The 20,495-nt window shown below is 74.5% G+C and carries 21 protein-coding genes; 13 read left to right on the plus strand and 8 right to left on the minus strand.

Annotation, left to right across the window (positions count from 1 at the left end; all coding sequences use genetic code 11):
- Window position 1 precedes the first annotated feature (1 nt).
- The 3 genes from MT994_RS11755 (at window position 2) to MT994_RS11765 (ending at window position 2,294) form a co-directional block, all read left to right on the plus strand.
- The gene (locus MT994_RS11755; protein ID WP_354806395.1) at window positions 2-1,012 is read left to right on the plus strand and encodes an ATP-binding cassette domain-containing protein; all 1,011 of its coding nucleotides are present in this window, start codon (window positions 2-4) and stop codon (window positions 1,010-1,012) included.
- A gap of 62 nt (window positions 1,013-1,074) precedes the next feature.
- Window positions 1,075-1,872: an ABC transporter permease gene (locus tag MT994_RS11760; RefSeq protein WP_086149677.1), complete on the plus strand. Its 798-nt coding sequence runs from the start codon at window positions 1,075-1,077 to the stop codon at window positions 1,870-1,872.
- Window positions 1,873-1,991: 119 nt separating this feature from the next.
- On the plus strand, window positions 1,992-2,294 hold the full coding sequence (locus MT994_RS11765; RefSeq protein WP_354806396.1) for a hypothetical protein: 303 nt from the start codon (window positions 1,992-1,994) through the stop codon (window positions 2,292-2,294).
- Between the two features lie 26 nt (window positions 2,295-2,320).
- Here the strand turns inward: MT994_RS11765 and nrdG are convergent, their stop codons facing one another.
- Both nrdG and nrdD read right to left on the minus strand, forming a co-directional pair.
- Window positions 2,321-2,893 (minus strand): anaerobic ribonucleoside-triphosphate reductase activating protein, encoded by a 573-nt coding sequence (gene nrdG, locus MT994_RS11770; RefSeq protein WP_354806397.1) that lies wholly within the window; start codon window positions 2,891-2,893, stop codon window positions 2,321-2,323.
- Window positions 2,894-2,895: 2 nt separating this feature from the next.
- The gene (nrdD, locus tag MT994_RS11775) at window positions 2,896-5,094 is read right to left on the minus strand and encodes an anaerobic ribonucleoside-triphosphate reductase (protein WP_021482385.1); all 2,199 of its coding nucleotides are present in this window, start codon (window positions 5,092-5,094) and stop codon (window positions 2,896-2,898) included.
- A gap of 256 nt (window positions 5,095-5,350) precedes the next feature.
- On the opposite strand from nrdD, the gene MT994_RS11780 reads away from it, so the two are divergent.
- The 8 genes from MT994_RS11780 (at window position 5,351) to MT994_RS11815 (ending at window position 12,165) form a co-directional block, all read left to right on the plus strand.
- Window positions 5,351-6,124: a YwiC-like family protein gene (locus MT994_RS11780; protein ID WP_354806398.1), complete on the plus strand. Its 774-nt coding sequence runs from the start codon at window positions 5,351-5,353 to the stop codon at window positions 6,122-6,124.
- Window positions 6,125-6,225: 101 nt separating this feature from the next.
- On the plus strand, window positions 6,226-6,570 hold the full coding sequence (locus tag MT994_RS11785) for a MazG nucleotide pyrophosphohydrolase domain-containing protein (RefSeq protein WP_034655042.1): 345 nt from the start codon (window positions 6,226-6,228) through the stop codon (window positions 6,568-6,570).
- 34 nt (window positions 6,571-6,604) lie between these two features.
- Complete coding sequence (locus tag MT994_RS11790; RefSeq protein ID WP_354806400.1) at window positions 6,605-7,135, plus strand: DinB family protein; 531 nt, start codon at window positions 6,605-6,607, stop codon at window positions 7,133-7,135.
- Between the two features lie 48 nt (window positions 7,136-7,183).
- Window positions 7,184-7,561: a hypothetical protein gene (locus MT994_RS11795; protein ID WP_354806401.1), complete on the plus strand. Its 378-nt coding sequence runs from the start codon at window positions 7,184-7,186 to the stop codon at window positions 7,559-7,561.
- A 203-nt stretch (window positions 7,562-7,764) separates the two neighbouring features.
- Entirely contained in the window at window positions 7,765-7,923 is a 159-nt protein-coding gene (locus MT994_RS11800) for a hypothetical protein (RefSeq protein WP_009861736.1), read from the plus strand.
- Complete coding sequence (locus tag MT994_RS11805) at window positions 7,920-9,074, plus strand: glycosyltransferase family 2 protein (RefSeq protein WP_354806402.1); 1,155 nt, start codon at window positions 7,920-7,922, stop codon at window positions 9,072-9,074. Before MT994_RS11800 ends, MT994_RS11805 begins: the two co-directional genes overlap by 4 nt.
- 65 nt (window positions 9,075-9,139) lie before the next feature.
- Window positions 9,140-9,964, plus strand: a complete 825-nt coding sequence (locus MT994_RS11810) for a MerR family transcriptional regulator (RefSeq protein ID WP_354806436.1) — start codon at window positions 9,140-9,142, stop codon at window positions 9,962-9,964.
- Window positions 9,965-10,068: 104 nt separating this feature from the next.
- The gene (locus MT994_RS11815) at window positions 10,069-12,165 is read left to right on the plus strand and encodes an elongation factor G (protein ID WP_354806403.1); all 2,097 of its coding nucleotides are present in this window, start codon (window positions 10,069-10,071) and stop codon (window positions 12,163-12,165) included.
- On the opposite strand, the gene MT994_RS11820 is transcribed toward MT994_RS11815, so the two are convergent.
- The 6 genes from MT994_RS11820 to MT994_RS11845 form a co-directional block, all read right to left on the minus strand.
- Window positions 12,162-13,106 (minus strand): Abi family protein, encoded by a 945-nt coding sequence (locus MT994_RS11820; protein WP_354806437.1) that lies wholly within the window; start codon window positions 13,104-13,106, stop codon window positions 12,162-12,164. The genes MT994_RS11815 and MT994_RS11820 overlap by 4 nt on opposite strands.
- 243 nt (window positions 13,107-13,349) lie before the next feature.
- On the minus strand, window positions 13,350-14,222 hold the full coding sequence (locus tag MT994_RS11825) for a heme ABC transporter ATP-binding protein (protein ID WP_354806405.1): 873 nt from the start codon (window positions 14,220-14,222) through the stop codon (window positions 13,350-13,352).
- Window positions 14,219-15,229: an iron ABC transporter permease gene (locus tag MT994_RS11830; protein WP_061269396.1), complete on the minus strand. Its 1,011-nt coding sequence runs from the start codon at window positions 15,227-15,229 to the stop codon at window positions 14,219-14,221. The genes MT994_RS11825 and MT994_RS11830 overlap by 4 nt, the downstream gene beginning before the upstream one ends.
- A gap of 152 nt (window positions 15,230-15,381) precedes the next feature.
- Window positions 15,382-16,545 (minus strand): ABC transporter substrate-binding protein, encoded by a 1,164-nt coding sequence (locus MT994_RS11835; RefSeq protein ID WP_354806406.1) that lies wholly within the window; start codon window positions 16,543-16,545, stop codon window positions 15,382-15,384.
- 322 nt (window positions 16,546-16,867) lie between these two features.
- The gene (locus tag MT994_RS11840; RefSeq protein ID WP_354806407.1) at window positions 16,868-17,536 is read right to left on the minus strand and encodes a biliverdin-producing heme oxygenase; all 669 of its coding nucleotides are present in this window, start codon (window positions 17,534-17,536) and stop codon (window positions 16,868-16,870) included.
- Window positions 17,537-17,677: 141 nt separating this feature from the next.
- Window positions 17,678-18,292 carry a TetR/AcrR family transcriptional regulator gene (locus MT994_RS11845; RefSeq protein ID WP_021483301.1) on the minus strand — a complete coding sequence of 205 codons (615 nt, stop codon included), beginning with the start codon at window positions 18,290-18,292 and terminating at the stop codon, window positions 17,678-17,680.
- 87 nt (window positions 18,293-18,379) lie between these two features.
- Here MT994_RS11845 and MT994_RS11850 point away from each other — a divergent pair, with 87 nt between their 5' ends.
- Window positions 18,380-18,952 (plus strand): DinB family protein, encoded by a 573-nt coding sequence (locus MT994_RS11850; protein WP_354806408.1) that lies wholly within the window; start codon window positions 18,380-18,382, stop codon window positions 18,950-18,952.
- 83 nt (window positions 18,953-19,035) lie between these two features.
- Entirely contained in the window at window positions 19,036-20,103 is a 1,068-nt protein-coding gene (locus MT994_RS11855; RefSeq protein WP_354806409.1) for a hypothetical protein, read from the plus strand.
- Window positions 20,104-20,495 lie beyond the last annotated feature (392 nt).

Raw genomic sequence — 20,495 nt, forward strand, 5'->3', positions numbered from 1 at the left:
GGTGATCCGAGCCCGCGGCCTGACCAAGACCTTCCACCGCAAGAAAGAGACCGTCGAGGCCGTCAAGGGCATCGACGTCGACGTCCGGGAGGGCGAGCTCGTCGCCTTCCTCGGCCCGAACGGGGCCGGCAAGTCCACGACCCTGAGGATGCTGACGAGCCTCCTCGCGCCGACCGCCGGGACCGCGGAGGTCGCCGGGTACGACGTCGCGCGCGATCCCGCCCGGGTCCGCTCGCGCATCGGCTTCATCGGCCAGGGCAACGGCGGCGGGTTCTCCTACCGCGTGCTCGACGAGCTCCACAACCAGGGCCGCTTCTACGGGCTGCCGCCCACCGAGTACACGCGGCGCGCCGCCGAGCTCCTCGACGCCCTCGACCTCGGCGGGCTCGAGAAGCGGACCGTGCAGTCGCTGTCCGGCGGCCAGCGCCGCCGCCTCGACGTCGCGCTGGGGCTGATGAACCACCCGCCGCTGCTCTTCCTCGACGAGCCGACGACGGGCCTCGACCCCCACGCCCGCGCGAACCTCTGGGAGCACATCGCGGCGATGCGCGAGCGCTACGGCATGACGATCGTGCTCACGACCCACTACCTCGACGAGGCCGACAGCATGGCGGAGCGCGTCGTCGTCATCGACCACGGCGAGATCATCGCCGACGCCACCCCGGACTCCCTCAAGCACGACCACGCGGACGACGTCATCACGCTCGCCGTGGTCCCGGCCCCCGGTGGCGGGGCCCCGGCGGAGGCGTCGCCGGGAGCGGCGCCCGACGTCGTCGGCCGCGTCCGCGCGTCCCTCGCCGAGGACGCGGGAGAGGTCGCGACCACGACCGGCGCGGACGGCGTCGTGACGGTCCGCATCTCGACGACGCACGGCGCCGACCGTCTCCCGGAGGCCATCGAGGCGCTACGCGTCGCGGGGCTGGCCGTGCGCTCGGCGGAGCTGAAGCAGGCGAGCCTCGACGACGTCTTCCTCAACCTCACCGGCCGCAGCCTGCGAGAGGAGGCCGCATGAGCACGCGGACCGACCTGGCGGGCGCGCGCGTCGGGGCACCGGCCGCCGGCACCGACACGGCGATGCGAACCGGGGTCGCGAAGTTCGTCGGCGACACGTGGGCCGTCTTCACGCGCGAGATCCTGCTCGTGCTGCGCGACCCGTTCACGCTGATCTTCTCGCTGCTGCAGCCGCTGATCTTCCTCGGCCTGTTCGGTCCGCTCCTCACGGGAGCGGTCGGCGGGTTCGGCGGCGGGGCCCCCGGGGGCGGCGGGTCGACGGCCGAGACGCTGCAGTGGTTCGTCCCGGGCGTGATCGTCATGATCTCGCTGTTCGGCACGTCCATGAGCGGGTCGAACCTGCTCTACGAGATGATGACCGGCTCCTACGAGCGTGTGCTCGCGACCCCCCTCGACCGCTCCGCGATCCTCGTCGGGCGCTCGCTCAAGGAGTTCGCGCCGCTCGTCGTGCAGGGGCTGCTCATCGCGCTCGTGTGCGTCCCGTTCGGCTTCACGCTCTACCCGCTGCACCTGCTCGTCGGGCTGCTGCTGCTCGGGCTGTTCGGCATCGGGGTGGGCGCGCTGTCGATCGCGCTCGCGCTCGCCGCGAAGAACCGCGAGTGGCTGTTCTGGGGCGTGCAGCAGTCGCTGCTGTTCCCGCTGCTCATCCTCTCCGGCATGATGCTGCCGCTCGAGGCCGGACCGGCGTGGATGCGCACCGCGGCGCTCTTCAACCCGCTGACCTACATCGTCGACGCGGAGCGCGCGCTGCTCGCCGGGTCGTTCGCCGACCCCGACGTGCTGTGGGGATTCGTCGCCGCGGCGGTGACGTGCGCCGTCGGGCTGTGGGTCGGCATCCGCCGCACCCGCAAGACGGTCTGACGACTCACGCGGCGCGGCTGCGCGGGGTGAAGGTGTTTCCGGCGGGCGTGGTCGCCGTCCGTGGTGGGTGGGGGTCGTCCATGAGATCGTCGAGCGCAACCGACCACCAGGAGGACGACATGTCGTGGACCACGCCGGCGAAGAAGGCGGTCTCCGGGCTCGTGCTCGCGGTGATCGCCTGCGTGATCTTCTTCAGTGCCGCCGCCGTGGGTTCCTTCCTCACCGCCGTCGTCGTCGCCCCGGACGCTCCCGACGTCATCACACCTGTCCCGCGCGGCGCGCTCAACGCCCTCTACGTCTGCGGGTTCGTCCTCTTCCTCTGGGGAACCTTCCGGATGACGACGGCGACGTGGGAGATGATCGGGAGCATCCGCCGCCCCGCCGAGTCCGACCCCGCTCCCCGGCGCCGCGCGTCCCGGTGATCCCGGCGGCCCCGGGGCTGCCGTCGTCAGGCGCTCGTCGTCGCGCGGTCCGAGGCCCACGGGACGGCGCGCCCCGTCGCGAGCGAGGCCCGCGCGTCGAGCACGCGCTGGTTGGTGCTGCCGCGGAACGCGAGCGTGAGGTCGCGGCGCGCGAGCTCGAACCGGCCGTCGACCAGCACGTCGACCTCGGCGAGCAGCGCGCGCTGGTCCGCGGTCCCCGCACGCAGCTCCTCGAACGTGTAGCCCGTCCAGCACCACACGTCCCGGCGGTCGCCGTGCTCGGCGCGCAGGCGGCGCACGAGCCGCAGGCACACGCCCGTGTTGAGGAACGGCTCCCCGCCGAGCAGGGACAGGCCCTGCACGGCGGGGTGCGCGAGGTCGGCGAGGACGCGGTCCTCCAGGGCGTCGTCGTACGGGCGGCCGTAGCGGAAGCTCCACGCGGCCTCGTTGAAGCAGCCGTCGCACGCGAACAGGCACCCGCTCACGTACAGCGAGCAGCGCACGCCCTCGCCGTCGACCATGACGAACGGCTTGTAGTCCGCGACGTACCCCTGGCTGACGCGGTCCGAGCGCCAGCCGGGGCCGGGGGTGCGCGCCACGGTCACGCCGACGCCGAGCCCGGCAGGTGCTTCACGCGCGCGGAGATCTCCGCGTGGCGGCCGTGCACCATGGGGCGCTGCTGCGGGTTGCCGAGGTACCCGCACGTGCGCTTCACGACGTCGCACGTGCGCGGGTCGGCGTTGCCGCACGACGGGCACGCGAAGCCGCGCGCGGTCGGGTCGAAGTCGCCCGTGAACCCGCACGCGTAGCAGCGGTCGATGGGCGTGTTCGTCCCGAGGTAGCCCACGCGGTCGTACGCGTAGTCCCAGACGGCCTCCAGCGCCCGCGGGTTCTGCTGGAGCACGGGGTACTCGCAGTAGTGGATGAACCCGCCCGACGTGTACCGCGCGTACTCGGCCTCGAAGTCGAGCTTCTCGAACGGCGTCGGGCTCTTGCGGACGTCGTAGTGGAAGCTGTTCGTGTAGTAGTCCTTGTCGGTGATGTCGGGCACCGCGCCGAACCGCTCCCGGTCGAGGCGGCAGAACCGGTCGGTGAGGCTCTCGCTCGGCGTCGCGTAGACGCTGATCCGGTAGCCGAGCCGCGCCGTCCACCCGGCGGCGTGCGCGTGCAGGGACCGCAGCACGTCGAGCGTCAGCTCCTTCGCCCGCGGGTCGTGCTCCCAGACGCCGCCGAAGAACGCGGCGGCGACCTCGTACAGCCCGATGTACCCGAGCGACACCGTGGCGCGGCCGTCGCGGAAGAGCCGGTCGACGTCGTCGCCGGGAGCGAGGCGCTCCCCGAACGCCCCGTGGACGTAGAGGATCGGCGCGTTGCCCGGCGTCGCCTCCTTGCAGCGCTCGATGCGGAAGACGAGCGCGTCGTGCACGGTCTCCAGGCGCTCGTCGAGCAGGCGCCAGAACGCGTCGAGGTCGCCGTCCGCCTCGAGCGCGATGCGTGGGAGGTTGAGCGTCACGACGCCGAGGTTCATGCGCCCCTCCGAGACGTCCCGGCCGTGCTCGTCCTGCCAGCCCTGAAGAAACGACCGGCAGCCCATGGGCACCTTGAACGACCCGGTGAGCTCGACGATCTTGTCGTACGACAGCACGTCCGGGTACATGCGCTTCGTCGCGCACTCGACCGCGAGCTGCTTGAGGTCGTGGTTGGGGTCGCCGGGGTCGAGGTTCAGCCCGCGGCGCAGCGTGAAGATGAGCTTGGGGAAGATCGCGGTGCGGCCCTCGCTGCCGAGGCCGCGGATGCGGATCTGGAGGATCGCGCGCTGGATCTCGCGCTCCAGCCAGCCCGTGCCGAGCCCGAACCCGACCGACGTGAACGGCGTCTGCCCGTTCGACGTGAACAGGGTGTTGATCTCGTACTCCAGCGACTGCATCGCGTCGTAGATGTCCTTGCGCGTCTTCTCGCGCGCGTACTCCTCGTGCGCGGACTCGTCGGCGATCCACCGGCGCGCGTCCGCGAGGTGCTTCTCCAGGTTGCGCTCGGCGTACGGGGCGAGGAGCTCGTCGATGCGGTTGACCGAGCACCCGCCGTACTGGCTGGAGGACACGTTCGCGATGATCTGGCTGATCTGCGCCGTCGCGGTCTGGATCGAGCGCGGCGGCTCCACCTGCGCGTTCCCGATCCGGAAGCCGCTCGACAGCATCGACCGGAAGTCGATGAGGCAGCAGTTCGTCATGGGCGCGTAGGGGTGGTAGTCGAGGTCGTGGTAGTGCAGGTCGCCCTTCTGGTGCGCGTTCGCGACGTGCGGCGGCAGCATCCGCAGCCCGATCGCCTTGCCCACGGTCCCGGCCGTGAGGTCGCGCTGGGTGTTGAAGACCTCGCTGTCCTTGTTCGCGTTCTCGTTGACGACCGTCGAGTCCTTGTCCAGCAGCCGCACGATCGAGTGGTTGAGGTCCGTCGCCCGGCTGCGCGCGAAGTCGCGCTGCACGCGGTAGTCGATGTAGGCGCGCGCGACGTCGTACTCGTGCGACTCGAGGAGCACGTGCTCGACGACGCCCTGGATCTCGTAGATCTTCACGGTCGCGTCGAACCGCGCGGCGATCTCCGCGTCGACCCGGTCGACGACCTCCGCAACGCGGCGGCGGTGCGTCGCCGTGAGGTCGCCGTGCACCTCCGCGAACGCCTTCGTCACGGCGGCGCGGATGCGGGCGTCGTCGAACGGCCGTCGTCGGCCGTCGCGCTTGAGGACCTCCAGCGTGGCGGTCGTGCGGTGCGGTGCTGCCTGGTCGAGCTCGATGGCGGTCATCGCTCGTCCCCTCTGCCCACCGGGTTCTCGCCGGCACGCAGGGGTTGCGCGACGGACCGTACCCCAACATGTGGGGTGTGAATCACGGCTGCGCCACCATATCTAGTCCGACGACCGCGCGTGACGGCGGACGACGGCGCGCCGCGGGACGCCGTCGAAGGTCAGGACGAAGGTCCCGCGCGGCCGGGACGTGCGGCCGCGCGCACGGGGGACTCCGCGCGGCCGGAGCCGGCCCCTGCGGCGCTAGCCTCGGGAGGTGGCCCGACGTCCGCCCGGCTGGGTGCCGAACCAGCACGGCGCGTGGCCCATGCTCCTGCTGCCGTTCGTGGTCGGCACGGTGCGCGGCGTGCAGGACGCCGGGTTCCGTCCGGTGACCCTCGCGCTCGGCGCGCTCTGGCTCGTCGGGTACCTCGCCTACTCCGCGGCCGGGCTGTGGCTGAAGTCCCGCCGCCGACCGCGCTACCGGCGCCCGATGCTCACGTATGGCGCGGCTGCGGCCGTGCTCGGGACGGTCGTGCTCGCGCTCGACCCGACGCTCGCGGCCTGGGCGCCCGCGTTCGTGCCGTTCCTCGCGCTCGGGCTGTGGGCGTCGGCGCGGCGCACCGAGCGGTCGGTCGCCGCGGGCGGCGCCCTGACGGTCGCGGCGTCGCTCATGACGGTCGTCGCGTACGCCGCGTGCCGGCCCGCGGGTGCGTCCGTGCTCGCCGTCCCGGCCGTCGTCTGGCTGGTCGCCGCGCTGCTCCTCGCGTACCTGTTCGGCACGGTGCTCTACGTCAAGACGATGATCCGCGAGCGCGGCGTGCGGTCGTACGTCGTCGCCTCGGTCGCGTACCACGCGGCGGTCACCGTCGCGGCAGGCGTCGTCGCCGTCGTGCACGACCCCACGTGGTGGTGGGCGACGGCGTTCCTCGCCGCCGCGACCGTCCGGGCGGCGGTGCTGCCGGGCCGACGGCTGAGCCCGCGGGCCGTCGGGATCGGGGAGATCGTCGCGACGGTGCTGCTGCTCGTCGTCGCGCTCGTCGTGCGGTAGGTCCGCTGTTCGGCAGGTCGTGCAGGGTTCGGCACCTCGTGCTGCCGAACGGGGACGGTGGGTGCCGAACGGTCGAGGGCGCCGGGTGGTTCACTGGCGCGATGGACGACGACGCACCCCTCACCCTGCCCGCGCTCGGCGAGCGCGTCGAGGCGGTATCTGCGCTGTACGCGCGCAAGTTCGGCGTCGACCGCGACCCGGACTGGTTCATGCTCAAGCTCACCGAGGAGGTCGGCGAGCTGACCCAGGCGTTCCTCGCCGCGACGGGGCGCACCCGCCCGCGCGGAGGCGCGGGGACGCCCGGGCCCGACGGCGGAGCCTCGCCGCTCGCGGACGAGGTCGCCGACGTCCTGGCGCACCTGCTCCTGCTCGCGCGCTCCCAGGGTGTCGACGTCGAGGCGGCGGTGCGGCGGAAGTGGCTCGCGTGGGAGGCCGACCTGCCCTGAGCGGGCGCACCGGCGCGGTCGCTAGGGTGGCGCCGTGACCGACCACCGCACCGACCCGCCCGTCGCCGCCGACGAGGTGACCACGCTGCGCGGCTTCCTCGACTTCCACCGCGACACGCTCCGCTGGAAGACGGCCGGGCTCGACGCCGCGGAGCTCGCGCACCGGCTGCGGCCGTCGTCGATGACGCTGGGCGGGCTGCTCAAGCACCTCGCGTTCGTCGAGTCGCAGTGGTTCTCGCAGGTGTTCCGCGGCGAGGAGCTCATGCCCCCGTTCGACACGGCGGACTGGGCCGAGGACCGCGACTGGGACTGGACCTCCGCGGCGGGCGACTCGCCGGAGGAGCTGCGCATGCTGTTCGACCGCGCGGTCGCGGCGTCGGACGCGGTGCTCGACGCGGCGCTCGCGGACGGCGGGCTCGACCGGCTGAGCGCGCGCGCCGACCGGCACACGGGCGAGCGCTGGACGCTGCGCTGGATCCTCGTGCACCTGGTCGAGGAGTACGCGCGGCACAACGGTCACGCCGACCTGCTGCGCGAGGCGATCGACGGGACCGTGGGGGAGTAGCGCCGCGGTCGGTTGCCGCGGGGGCCGCCGCCCGGGACGATGGCGGACGTGACCGCCCCCGAGCAGCCCGCGCCCCGTCCGGTCCGTCCGCGCGGCGCCGCCGTCGTCCTGGTGGCGCTCGTCGTGCTGGGGGTGGGCCTGCTGCTCGCCGCGCTCTGGGTCGCGAGCCGCCCGACGTGGTTCGGCTGGTTCGCGTACGCGCCGGTCTCCGGGACGACGTTCGTGCCCGTGGGCGCGTACCCGCCGGGTGCCGCGGCGCTCCTCGCGGGAGCCGGCGCCCTGCTGGTGGGAGGGGCGGTCGGGTTCGTCCTCGGACGGCGCCGCGCCGCCCCGGCGCAGCAGAGCTCCGCGCCCTCACCGGCACCGTCCGACGGCCCCGGCCCCGGCTCCGCCCCGTCCGACGGCGGGACGGCGCCGACCGCCTGACGCGCCACCACTGACGCCCGGTCCCCGCACGCCGCGGGGGCCGGGCGTCGTCGTGTACCCACCGCCCGACGGTCGGGCACTCCTCCGCGGCCCCCGCGTGCTCACCCGACGTCCCGGGCGGTGCTCCACCGCCGCCCGGGCCCGGATGGGTACCGGCCCCTGCGACGGACGGCGGAACCACCGACGACGACAGGAGGTGGATCGTGTACCAGCTCGGTACGACTCAGGCAGGGACCGTGCTCGCGACGACGGGAGCGATCGCGGGCTTCTACGTGGTGGGAGCCTGGACGCTCGTCGTGGCGGGGCTCGCGCTCGTCATGACGGCGCGCGTCCTGCGCAAGCGGCTCGCGGAGCACCGATGAGCGCGGCGACGCTCCCACGGGTGGTGGTCGTGGTCCCGGCGCACGACGAGGCCGCGGCCCTGCCGACGACGCTCGCGTCGGTCCGGGCGCAGACGCGTCCGGTCGACCGGGTCGTCGTCGTGTCCGACCGCAGCACCGACGCGACGGTCGAGACCGCGCGCCGCCTGGGCGCCGACGTCGTCGAGACGGTCGGCAACACCGGACGCAAGGCCGGGGCGCTGAACCAGGCGCTGCGCGGGGTGGAGGCGGAGAACGTCCTCGTGCTCGACGCGGACACGACCATCGCCCCGACGTTCGTCGAGGACGGCCTCGCCCTGCTCGACGCGCGCCCGGAGCTCGGCGCGGTCGGTGGCGTCTTCCGCGGCACACCGCCGCGCTCGGTGCTGGAGCAGCTCCAGTCCGACGAGTACGAGCGGTACGGCGTGCAGATCGACGTGACCGGGCGGACGTCCGTCCTCACGGGCACGGCCGCGCTCGTGCGGACCGAGGCGCTGCGCGCGGTCGCCGCCGCGCGCGGGGACCGGCTCCCGGGGCGGCGCGGCGACGTGTACGACGTCGGCGCCATCACCGAGGACTCCGAGCTCACCCTCGCGCTGCGCACGCTCGGCTACGAGCTCGCGTCGCCGGTGCGGATGTCCTGCACGACGGAGCTCATGCCGACGTGCCGCGACCTGCACCGCCAGCGCGTCCGCTGGTACAAGGGGATGCTCGACAACCTGCGCGCGTACGGGTTCACGCGGGTCACCGCCCGGTACGTCGGGCAGCAGGCGATGCTCGTGCTGAGCACGCTCATGCTCGCGAGCCTCCTCGTCCTCACCGCGCTGACCGTCGTCGCGGGCACGTTCCGGGTGGTCCCGGCGTGGCTCGCCGTGGGCGCGGTCCTGGTGCTCGAACGGGTCGTGACGGTGTGGCGGAACGGGCCCCGGGGCCGGCTGCTCGCCGTGCTCGTGCTGCCCGAGCTGCTCTACGACCTGTTCCTCCAAGTGGCGTTCGTCCGGGCGTGCTTCCTCGCCGCGACGTCGCGCGACGCCGGGTGGCACCACGTGGCGCACGTGACCGTCCCCGGGAGCGCGGCCGAGGACGCCCCCGAGACCGGCCCCGCGAGCAGCATCGAGAACACCGAGAGCCCGAAGCAGTTGACCTTGACGTGACGTCAACTTCTACCGTGGTCCCGGTGCCGCACGAGAGCACCACCGACGCACGGGAGGAGCGGGAGATGGGCACGACGGGCGCCCGCACGGCCGACTGGTCCATCCAGGAGGTCGCGCGCCTGGCCGGGACGACGAGCCGCACGCTGCGCCACTACGACGCGGTCGGGCTCCTGCCCCCGAGCCGGGTCGCGGCGAACGGCTACCGCCACTACGACGCCGACGCGCTCGTCCGGCTCCAGCGGATCCTGCTCCTGCGCGACCTCGGTCTCGGCCTCCCCGCGATCCGCGAGGCGCTCGACGGCCCGCCCGCCCGGCAGGGTGACGGGCCGCCGTCGGGCACCGCGCGGCGCGAGGCCCAGGTGCGGGCGCTGCGCGGCCACCTCGAGTGGTTGCGGGCGGAGCGGCAGCGGCTGGCGCGGCAGATCGCGTCGGTCGAACGGACGATCACCACGATGGAAGGAGGTGGCGAGCTCATGGTGGACGACATGTTCGACGGGTTCGACCACACGCAGCACCGCGACGAGGTCGAGGCTCGCTGGGGGAAGGACGCGTACGCGCGGAGCGACACCTGGTGGCGCGGGATGTCCGACGACGACCGCGCCGCCTGGCAGGACCGCACGCGCGCGCTCGGCGCGGACTGGGCCGCCGCGGCCGCCCGGGGCGTCGACCCGGCGTCCGACGCGGCGCAGGAGCTCGCGCGCCGCCACGTCGAGTGGCTCGGCGGCATCCCCGGCACGCCGGGTGCCGGCGCGGCGCCGGTCAAGGAGTACGTCGTCGGCCTCGGCGAGATGTACGTCGCGGACGAGCGGTTCGCGAAGAACTACGGCGGCGTCGAGGGTGCGACGCTCGTGCGCGACGCCCTGCGCGTCTACGTGGACGCCCACCTGTAGCCCCGTGCCCGGGCCGGGACCTCCGGCCCGGGCACGATCCGTTCGACGTCACTAGCCTGGAACCCCGGCGGGACACGGCGCCCCGCCGCCGCCAGGAGGCAGCCATGGCCACGACGTCGACGTCCACCGGCCCGGCCACGACCCGCAACGTCGCCCTCGTCGGGCACAGCGGCTCGGGCAAGACCACGCTCGCCGAGGCGTTCCTCCACCGTGCGGGCGCCGTCCCGCGCCCGGGCTCCGTCGCGGAGGGCACGACCGTGTGCGACCACGAGCCCGAGGAGGTCGCGCGCGGCATCTCCGTGAGCCTCGGCGTCGCGCACCTCGACTGGCGCGCGCCCGACGGCACGACCTACCAGGTCACGCTGCTCGACACCCCCGGCTCGCCCGACTTCGCGGGGTCCGTGGACGCGGCGCTCGCGGTGGCGGACCTCGCGGTCGTGGTGGTGAGCGCCGTCGACGGGGTGCAGTCGGGCACGGAGGAGGTCTGGCGACGGTGCGACGAGGCGGGGATCCCCCGCCTCGTCGTCGTCTCCCAGGAGGACCGCGCGCGGGCGAGCTTCCGCGCCGTCCTCGCCGCGCTCCGGGCCGCGTTCGACGCGCCGTTCGCGCCGCTCGAGCTGCCGCTCGGGGAGGAGCAGACGCTGCACGGCGTGGCCGACGTCCTCACCGAGCGCGCCCGCGAGTACGGGGGCGGCGGTCAGGGGGTCTGGCAGGGCCACGAGGAGGAGGTCCCCGCCGACGTCCGCGACGAGGAGCACGCGCTGCACGACGAGGTCGTCGAGGAGATCGTCACCCACGACGACGACCAGCTCGAGGCCTACCTCGGGGGCGACGAGCCGGGCCCGGCCGACCTGGAGCGCACGCTCGCGCACGAGGTGCTGACGGGCGAGGCCGTGCCGGTGCTGCTCGCGTCCGCCGTCACCGGCGTCGGGGTGGACCGCGTCCTCGACCTCGTGTGCGAGCTCGGGCCGTCGCCCGCGGACCGCCCGGCCGTCGTCGCGCTGTCCGACGCCGCCGGGTCGGGCGAGGCCGTGACGTCCGAGGTCGTGGCCGACCCCGCGGGCGACGCGCTCGTCCACGTCTTCCGGACCGTCGTCGACCCGTTCGTCGGGCAGGTGTCCGTCTTCAAGGTGCTGTCCGGGACCGTCGCGACGGGCGACCGGCTCGTGAGCACCGCGACCGGCGCGGACGACCGCGTCCACGGGCTCTTCCGGCTGCGCGGCCGCGAGCACCTGGCCGTCGACCGGGTCGTCGCGGGCGACGTCGCCGCCGTCGCGAAGCTCTCCGCCGCCTCGACCGGCACGCTCCTCGCGGGCCGCCGGATGCCCGTCGCGGCGCGCGACCTGCCACCGCGGCCCCCGGTGTACACGCTCGCGCTGCGGCCCGTGTCGCAGTCCGACGACGACAAGCTGTCCGCCGCGCTCACCCGGCTGCGCGCCGAGGACGCGACGCTGCACGTCGACCTCACCGGCTCCCAGGCGGTCCTCGGCGGCCTCGGGGACACGCACCTCGCGGTGGCGGTCGAACGGCTCGAACGGTCCTTCGGTGTCCGCGTCACGACCGAGCCCGTCCAGGTCGCCTACCGGGAGACGATCACGCGCGCCGTCGAGGTCGAGGGCCGCGTGAAGAAGCAGTCCGGCGGGCACGGGCAGTTCGCCGTCGTGCAGCTGCGCGTCTCCCCGCTCCCGCGCGGCGAGGGGTTCGCGTTCGTCAGCTCCGTCGTCGGCGGGTCGGTGCCGCGCCAGTACCTGCCCGCGGTCGAGCGCGGCGCGCGCGAGGCCATGGAGAGCGGCGGGCCGCACGGCTACCCCGTCGTGGACCTGCGCGTCGAGGTCCTCGACGGCAAGGCGCACTCCGTCGACTCGTCCGACATGGCGTTCCGCACCGCGGGCGGCGTGGGGGTGCGGGAGGCGCTCGCCACCGCCGGGACGGTCGTGCTCGAGCCCGTCTCCGCGGTGACCGTGACCGTCCCGCCCGACGCGCAGGGCGACGTCATGGGCGACCTCTCCGCGCGGCGCGGCCACATCACCGCGACCGACTCCCTGCCCGACGGCCGCGTGCGCGTCGACGCGCTCGTGCCCGAGGCCGAGCTGACCCGCTACGTCCTCGACCTGCGCTCGATCACCGGCGGGCGAGGGTCGTTCACGGCCGCGCCCGACCGCTACGAGGTGCTCCCCGGCGGCGTCGGGGCGAGTCGCTAGGGACGGCCTTCTCGACGGGTGGTGCTCACGGCAGCGAGGTGGTGCGACCAGAACGGGTCGGAGCGCCAGCCCTGCGGGATGCCCATACCTGCGAGCGGCACGTCGGGGTGCTGGTCGAGGAGGAGGCCCAACCGCCGAGCCCACGAGGAGCGGGGTGACACCACCGCCAGAACGCTCTGGAGCGAGGCCAGTACCGGATAGAGGCGTTTGCGGCGATCAGACGACGAGAGGACCTCCTCGTCGGTGAGCCACCGAACCGAGGACGAGGTCGGGATCGCGGGGTAGACGCCGAGGCCGACGTTCCAGAGCCGCCCGTGATGAGCGCAGACGTTCCGCACCCGTACGTACGTGCGCAGCCAGGACAGCAGCAATGGGCCGGGAAGGCCCAGCGGGCGCGCCACCCGGCCGACGTCGGAGGCGCGACGCAAGTTGCCGACGAGGCCAGACAGCTGGCCCAAGGTGAGCGTCTCGACCATCAGCCACGACGGCGGCAGAGCTGGTTCGCCGTAGGTCGTCAGGTAGTGCTCCAGCGCAGAGGCGTGAGCGAGGTCGCCCCCAGCGCTCTCGGGTGCGCTCGCCAGCCGGTCCTCACAGGTCTTCCGGACCATCTCCAAGAACCGCTGATGCCGACGCTCGTCCCTGAAGTGCTCCGGCTCGCAGTACCACGAAGGACCACCGCGGTGCACGGACATGTGGTCGGTGAGACTGGACCGGACCGCGACCTCGATGCGCTCCAGGGCGTCCATGACGAGCAGACGGAGCTTGCGGTCGAAGACGTACAGGTCGAGCACCTGGTCGAACGTCGTTCCGCCGCGCAGCGCCTCGGCGCCCGGTTCCTTGCGGAAAGGGATGAGGTACGGCGAGAACCGGTAGTAGCCCACGTGGCGGACGTACCGGGCGGCGCGCTCCGGCTCCGGGACGACGAGCCCGCGCTCGATCATCCTCGCCACCAGCTCGTCGTGCGTGAGCGCTGGCTTGGCGTAGCGGTGCGGCCCCCGAGGTCGCGTCGGTCGTGCTGGCATCTGCTCTCTTCGCCCCCCGCGCAGAGAAAATCCCCCGGGTTGCGCATCGTTGAGAGGCGTGGGGGATGTCGTGATCCCGACCCTATCGTCCTCGAGGACGGCGGACAAGGGCGGCGGTCGCCGGCGCCTCACCACGCGCTGCCGGGCGCCGACCGCCCGCGCTCAGCGGCGCGGCACGACGATCGGCGCGCCGCCGCCGGGGTGGTCGACGACCTCGACGGGGTAGTCGTAGACGCCGCTCAGCAGCTCGGCGGTGAGGACGTCGCGCGGACCGCCGTCGGCGACGACGCGCCCGCCCGCGAGGACGGTGACCTGGTCGGCGTACGCGGCCGCGAGCGAGAGGTCGTGCACGACGACGACCACCGCACCGCCCGCGGCGGCGTGCGCCCGGGCGAGCTGGAGCACGAGCTCCTGGTGCTTGAGGTCGAGCGCGGCGGTCGGCTCGTCGAGCATGAGGAGCGCGGTGCGCTGGGCGAGGACGCGCGCGAGCGCGACGCGGGCCTTCTCCCCGCCGGACAGCGACGTGAAGTGCCGGTCGGCGAGGTGCTCGACGTCGGTCGCGGCGAGCGCCTCGGCGACCGCGGCGTCGTCGTCGTCCTCGAACGGGGTGCCACGCCACGGCGAGCGGCCCATGCGCACGACGTCCACGGCGGTGAACGGGAAGCTCAGCGAGACCTGCTGGAGCATGACCGACCGGCGCAGGGCGAGCTCGGTCGGGGTCCACGCGGCGAGCGGGCGGCCGTCCACGGTGACGTCCCCGGCCTCGGGGCGCAGGTCGCCGGTGAGGACGCCCAGCAGCGACGACTTCCCGGCCCCGTTCGGGCCGAGCAGCGCGCGGACCTCGCCCGCGCGCACGTCGACCGACACGTCGCGCAGGACCGGCGCCTCGCCGAGGGTGAGGGACACGCCCTGCGCGGCGGTGACCACGTCGCCGGGCGCGGCACGCCCCGGGAGGCGGGGCCGCCGTCGGGCACCGGTGACGGCGGTGCGCAGCGTGCCGAGGAACGACGACCCCTCGTGGCGCAGGTCGCTCATGCCCAGCCTCCCTGGCGCGAGCGCGTGCGGCGCAGCAGGTAGAAGAAGAACGGCCCGCCGACGAGCGACGTGATCATGCCGAGCGGCAGCTCGACGTTCGCGACGGCGCTGCGCGCGAGGAGGTCGGCGGCGAGCAGCACGACGGCGCCGCCCAGCACGGACGCGGGGACGAGCGTGCGGTGGCTCGGCCCGCACACCATGCGCACGAGGTGCGGCACGACGAGCCCGACGAACGCGATGATCCCCGTGAACGCGACCCCGGCGGAGACGAGGAGCGCGACGAGGACGATGACGAGCTGGCGCAGCCGCTCGACGTCGACCCCGAGGTGCTGCGCGGCGCGCTCGCCGAGCGCGAGCAGGTCCATCCTGCGGCGCACGAGCATCGCACCGGTGACGCCGACGACGGCGATCGGCAGGACGACCGCGACGGACTGCCACGTCGCGCCGCCGAGCGACCCGAGCTGCCAGAAGACGATCTGCTCGCGCGCGGCCGGGTCGGCCACGAACGTGAAGAACGCGAGCATCCCGCCCGCGAACGCGTTGACCGCGATGCCCGTGAGGACGAGCGTCACGACCTCGGTGCGACCACCCGCGCGCGCGAGCGCGTAGACGACGAACGTGGTCACGAGCCCGCCGACGAACGCCGCCGCGGCGACCCACGTGCCGGGCACGAGCGCGCCCGCGGTGACGATGACCGCGCACGCGCCCACGGCCGCGCCCGAGGACACCCCGATGACGCCGGGCTCGGCGAGCGGGTTGCCGAACACGCCCTGCATGAGGGCGCCCGAGCACGCGAGCGCCGCGCCGACGACGATCGCCAGGACGACGCGCGGGAACCGCACGACCCACAGCGCGTTCTCGCCCTGCGGGTGCGACGGCATGGGCCCCCAGTCGAGCCCGACGTGGTGCGCGAGCGAGCCGAGCACCTCCGCGGGCGACACGGGCACCTGCCCCGTCATGCCGGACACGACGGTGAGCACCGCGAGCGCCACGCCCAGCCCGACCATCAGCCACCGGGCGGCGTGGCGGCGCTGCTGCCCGACCGCGGGCCCCACCCGGGCGGGCCGACCACCGGGGCGCGGGGCGCCGTCGGGCGCGGCGACGCCCTCGGGACCGGGTGCACCGTCGGGCGTGCCGAGGGGGCGGGTGGCGGGCGCGCTCACGACGCCGGGAGCTCCGGCGCGGGCACGCCGTAGAAGGCCTCGACGAGCGACGCGATCGTGGAGCCGGTGCGGGGGCCGAACGTGAGCAGGCGCGAGCCGTCCATGTCGACGACGCGGCGCGCCTCGCCCGCGGGCGTCTGCGCGAGGCCGGGGATCGCCATCATGGCGTCGAGGCCGCCCATCGACTCGAGCCCGTCGGTCATGACGAGGTAGGCGTCGGGCGCGGCGCTGATGATCGCCTCGCTCGTGACCGGCGCGTACTGCTGCGTGAGGCCGATCGCCGTCCCGGCGTCCTCGCCGCCGATCTCGCGGATCAGGTCGTCGGCTCCGGAGCCGGGCCCGAACAGCATCTTGATGTTCGCCCCGCGCAGGTAGAGGAACGCGACGCGGGGCGTCCCCGTGTCCTGCGGCACCGCGGCCAGGGCCGCGCAGATCTGCCGGTCGGTGCGCTCGACGAGGGCCTCGCCCTGCTCGGGCACGCCCAGCGCGGTCGCGACGGCACGGATCCGGTCGTCGACGCCGTCGAGCGTGCGGGCCTCGTCGAAGTACACGACGGGGATGCCCGAGCTCTCGAGCTGGCCGCGCACGTCGTCGGTGAGGATCGTCGCGTCGGTGAGGATCACGGAGGGGTCCAGCCCGAGGATCGCCTCGACGTCGAGCGCGTGGCCGGCGCCCGTGACGACGGGGACGTCCGCGGCCTCGGGGAAGCCGGTCGGCAGGTCGCGGCCCACGACGTTCGCGCCCAGCCCCAGGCTGTAGACGATCTCGCCGAGCGTCCCGTACAGGTCGACGGGGATGATGCGGCTCACGTCGGTGATCTCGACCTGGCGCCCGTCGACCGACTCGACCGTCACCGGGAGCTGCGGGGCGGGCGCGTCGGCGACCGGGTGGATCGCGTCGTCGGTGAACGTCGCGCTCGTGGGCCCGGTGGGGAACGACGCGGGGTCGACGTCGGAGCCGCCGCCCGCGGCCCGGGACTCCTCGAGCGTCGTGCAGGCGGGCGCCGTGGTCGCCGGGGTGTCGGTCGGGGTCGCCTCGACGGGTGCGGCGTCCTGGCTCGCCTCGGCCGACGGCGTCGCGGGCGGCTCGTAGGGGAGCGGCGAGCACGCGGCGACCAGGCCCAGCAGGACGACGGCGCCCGCCCCGGCCAGCGCGGTCACGGTCCGGCGTGCGCGGCGGGGCGCGGCACTCGGCGTGCCTGCGGGCGACGTCGGGCGGCGCGGCGACGAGCCGGGGTGCGGCGCAGGGCGGGCAGCGTGAGGCATGGGGAGTTCTCCAGGAAGCGGTCCGAGGGCGCGGCCGCCACGGCCGCCGCCACCAGGTAAGACGAGCCTAACCTGACCCGCGGACGTTTCTCGACCGTCGTGGAGGTAACTCACCTCACGAACGCGCCCCCGGCGCGCGGTCGAGCATGGCGACGTGGCCCGTCGGCTGGGTGGGACGGGCCGCGACCGCATGGTCGGCGGCGGGGGGCGGGGCAGGTCAGGGGTGGGCGGCGCCGAGGTCGGCGAAGAGGTCGCTGTTGAGGCGGAAGGCGTGCTTGGCCTCGGCGACGGTCTCGTCGAGCTGCTCGGGGGTGAGGACCAGGGCGTCGAGGCGCTCGCGGTAGACGTCCTTGAACGGCTTGGACTTGGGGATCTCGACGAACGTGTAGAAGGCGAGGCCGTCGCCCGAGAGCCCGTAGTGGCGCTCGAGCATGCGCTTGATGATCTGCCCACCCGAGAGGTCGCCGAGGTAGCGCGTGTAGGCGTGCGCGGCGTACGCGGGCAGGGACCCGCCGACCGTGCGCAGACGCGCGACGTAGCGCTCGGTCGCGGGGTGGATCGTCACGCGCTCGGCCCAGTCGTCGCCGACGAGGAACGTGAGGTCCTTCTCGATCTCGGGGGTGCGCGTCAGCTCGTCGAACACGAGGCTCGCGCCCTGGGCGTCGTCGCGCATCGCGGCGCTCGCGTCCTCGAGCGCGCCGTAGATGGCCCACTGCTGGGCGGCGAGGTCGGCGTACGCGGCGACGTCGAGGCGCCCGGACATGAGCCGCTCGACGAACCCGGAGCCCTCGGCCTGCTCGTGCTCGGGGCGCGTGCCCTCGCGCAGCCGCTGCGACAGCGGGACGGACTCGTCGGCGCGGTGGAGGTCGTGGGTGAGGGCAGTCACGGGGTGGCTCCTGCGGGTGCGTCGGGGCGGGACAGCACGTCCTGACGCCGTGTCATGACGATGCGTCAGGAACTGTAACCCACGGAGGTGAGGCTTGCCTATCCTCTGTCCGTCATCCGGCCCGGCCGAGCGGGCAGGGCGTCAGCCCGCGAGCGCGGGCGAGGTCGCGTCGGCCCCCACGGCGCGCAGCACGAACGCCTCCGTCGCCTCGATCGCCTGCTCGCGTGCGACCGGGTCGTCGGGCACGAGCCGCCCGGACAGGCACGCGTTGACGAGCTGGACGGTCGTGTCGATGTCCTGCGCGGGGAACTCGCCCGCCTCGATCCCCGACCGGACGATGCGGCGCAGGATCGCCTCGACGAGCTCGGCGTGCTCGCGCAGCCGCTGGCGCGTGGTGCGCGAGAGCACGGTGCGCAGGTCCGGCCCCGGGGCGAGGTGGAAGATGCGCTTGAGCTGCGCCTGCTGGCGGATGTACGTGCGCAGCTGCTCGACCGGGTCGTCCACGTGCTCCAGCGCGCGCTCCAGCGTCCCGACGTACTGCTCCGTCTCGTGGGTGATGAACCCGAGGAGCAGGGCCTCCTTGTCGGGGAAGTGGTTGTACACCGCGGTGCGGCCGACCCCGGCGGCGGCGGCGATGTCCGCGAGCGAGATGGCGTCGAAGCCCCGGTCCATCATGAGGGTCGAGAGCGCCGCGAAGAGCTTCTGCCGGGTCTGGGCGCGGTGCTCGTGGAGAGACCCTCCGATGATCTTGGGCATGCTGACATCATAGGCAGTTCGTGTCAGAACGCTAATCCCGGGCGACCGGCCCGCGGAGGGCGCTGCGCCGTCTGGCACACTGCCGCCATGGACACGACCGCGTCGCCCGAGGGCGTCCCAGCCACCCCGGACCCGGAGTTCCCGCCCGTCCCCGCGGACACCAAGGACTGGACGTGGGTCATGGAGCGGCCGTGCCCCGAGTGCGGTTTCGTCGCAGGCGGGGTCGCGCCCGACCGCGTGGGCGCCGCCGTGCGCGACGCCGTCCCGCGCTACGTCGCGGCCCTGGGCCGCCCCGACGCGCGGACCCGCCCCGACCCGACGACCTGGTCGGTGCTCGAGTACGCCGCGCACGTCCGCGACGTCTTCTCCGTGTTCGACGTGCGCGTGCAGTCCATGGTCGAGGGCGACGACCCGCGGTTCGCCAACTGGGACCAGGACGCGACCGCGGTCGCGGAGGACTACGCGCACCAGGACCCGGCCGTGGTCGCGCGCGAGCTCCGGATCGCGGGCGACCGCGTCGCGGGCCGCTTCGACGCGCTCGTCCCCGACCAGTGGGAGCGCCCCGGCCGGCGCTCGAACGGCTCGGTCTTCACCGTCCGGACGCTGGGGCAGTACTTCGTGCACGACGTCGTCCACCACCTCCGCGACGTCGGCGCCTGACGTCCGCGGGGTCCCCGTGAGCGGACCCACGCTCGTGACACCGCCGTAACACCGTCGCCTCCGGGGCGCTCTACGTTCCGGTCATGGACGCCCCCGTCGCCGGCCTGGTGCCGGACGCGCACGCCGGTGCGCACCTGCTCGCGACGCCCCGCTCGCGCGGCGCGGCCCGCACGCCCGTGGACGCGCTCGCGCGCGCCTGGTTCGTCGGCGCGGCCTGGACGACCCCGCCGGGCGGCGGGGGAGCGGCGCGCCCCATGGCCGGTGCGCGGTTCCGTGGCGTGGTGCCCGACGGCGTCGTCGCACCGGGCGAGCTGCGCCTCGCCGAGGGGGCGCGCGTCGTCGGGCCCTTCGCGCTCACGCCGCCGCAGACGCAGGCGCTCGGCCTCGCGGGCGGGGGCGCCGAGGCGTTCGCGCTGCACGTCGACCACCCCGACGCGCGGCTCGCGCCCGTCGCGCGGACCGGCGCCTGGGCCGACACGTCGACCGGCACGTCGACCGGCACGTCGACCGGCTCGGTGACCGACGACCGCGACGGGCTGGTGCGCGCGTTCCCGGCAGGGCTGCCGCAGGGGCTCGAGCTCCGCGTGCTGGGCTGGGCCGTCGCCGCGGCCCGGCGCGTCGGCGGCGCGGTCGTCGCGGACGGCCGGACCGTGCTCACGCCCGACCCGGCGTCGGGCGTCGACCTCACGCTCTACAGCGCCCACGTGCTCGGGCCCGACGACGCGCTCGGCGTCCTGCGCACGACGGTCCCCGGCGCGGGGGTCGTCGCGGTGCGGCCCGGCGCGGACGGCCTCGCGGAGTACGTGCTGTCGGGCGAGACCCCGTACGACGGCGCGGTGCGGCTCGAGGCCCGACGCGTCGCGCGGGTCCCGCTCGCGCTCGACGGCCTCGACTGGCGCGAGCACGGGCCGCACGCCTACCGCCTCACGTGGGTGCCGACCGAGCCGGACGAGCTCGCGGTCGAGCGGCCCTCGGGGCTGCACGTCATCGCGCGCTCGCGCGCCCGGGTGCTGCTCGCCCGGCTCGCGGCGATGCTCCAGGGCCGGCTCGCGGGGACGCTCGTCGACGACGGCGGGTTCGTCGTGCGCGACCTCGACCTCGACGAGCGGCTCTCCCCGGCGGCGGCACCCACGGCGCGGTTCTGGGTCTGAGCGCGTGCGCACGGGCCGCGCCGCGGGGTCGGACGGGCCTGGCCCGCGGCGAGGCCTGTCCACAGAATTCATCCACAGGCCTGTGGGCGGCGTGGGAACGGCGCGGGCCGTCCTGTGGACGAACCTGTGGTCATCCGGCCGGCCCAAATGACAACGGTGGGAACTCTTGCAGACCCCCGGGCCGAGGACTACAAACGTCCGTAACGGCCCGGACGGGCGCACACGGACGACGGGGTTCCGGCACGCATCACGCAGGGGTCTGAGGGCCTCGCCAGGACCGCACGACGTCTCGCCGCGCACGCGAGGGCACGGCCGACCGGAGAACGGTGGACGACCCGCCACCCCCTGCTGCGGGGCTGCGCGCGACGGCGCAGGTTCCTACCGGACCCGGA

Origin of the sequence: Cellulosimicrobium sp. MI9406 (genome assembly GCF_040595865.1) — a bacterium.
Lineage (GTDB): Bacteria > Actinomycetota > Actinomycetes > Actinomycetales > Cellulomonadaceae > Cellulosimicrobium > Cellulosimicrobium funkei.

Coding starts and splice junctions, on each gene's coding strand:
- MT994_RS11855 (WP_354806409.1), top strand. CDS start 19,036: ATGGACGCCCCCGTCGCCGGCCTGGTGCCGGACGCGCACGCCGGTGCG.
- MT994_RS11805 (WP_354806402.1), top strand. CDS start 7,920: ATGAGCGCGGCGACGCTCCCACGGGTGGTGGTCGTGGTCCCGGCGCAC.
- MT994_RS11845 (WP_021483301.1), bottom strand. CDS start 18,292: ATGCCCAAGATCATCGGAGGGTCTCTCCACGAGCACCGCGCCCAGACC.
- MT994_RS11820 (WP_354806437.1), bottom strand. CDS start 13,106: ATGATCGAGCGCGGGCTCGTCGTCCCGGAGCCGGAGCGCGCCGCCCGG.
- MT994_RS11825 (WP_354806405.1), bottom strand. CDS start 14,222: ATGAGCGACCTGCGCCACGAGGGGTCGTCGTTCCTCGGCACGCTGCGC.
- MT994_RS11765 (WP_354806396.1), top strand. CDS start 1,992: ATGTCGTGGACCACGCCGGCGAAGAAGGCGGTCTCCGGGCTCGTGCTC.
- nrdD (WP_021482385.1), bottom strand. CDS start 5,094: ATGACCGCCATCGAGCTCGACCAGGCAGCACCGCACCGCACGACCGCC.
- MT994_RS11815 (WP_354806403.1), top strand. CDS start 10,069: ATGGCCACGACGTCGACGTCCACCGGCCCGGCCACGACCCGCAACGTC.
- MT994_RS11810 (WP_354806436.1), top strand. CDS start 9,140: ATGGGCACGACGGGCGCCCGCACGGCCGACTGGTCCATCCAGGAGGTC.
- MT994_RS11760 (WP_086149677.1), top strand. CDS start 1,075: ATGCGAACCGGGGTCGCGAAGTTCGTCGGCGACACGTGGGCCGTCTTC.
- MT994_RS11830 (WP_061269396.1), bottom strand. CDS start 15,229: ATGGTCGGGCTGGGCGTGGCGCTCGCGGTGCTCACCGTCGTGTCCGGC.
- MT994_RS11850 (WP_354806408.1), top strand. CDS start 18,380: ATGGACACGACCGCGTCGCCCGAGGGCGTCCCAGCCACCCCGGACCCG.
- MT994_RS11785 (WP_034655042.1), top strand. CDS start 6,226: ATGGACGACGACGCACCCCTCACCCTGCCCGCGCTCGGCGAGCGCGTC.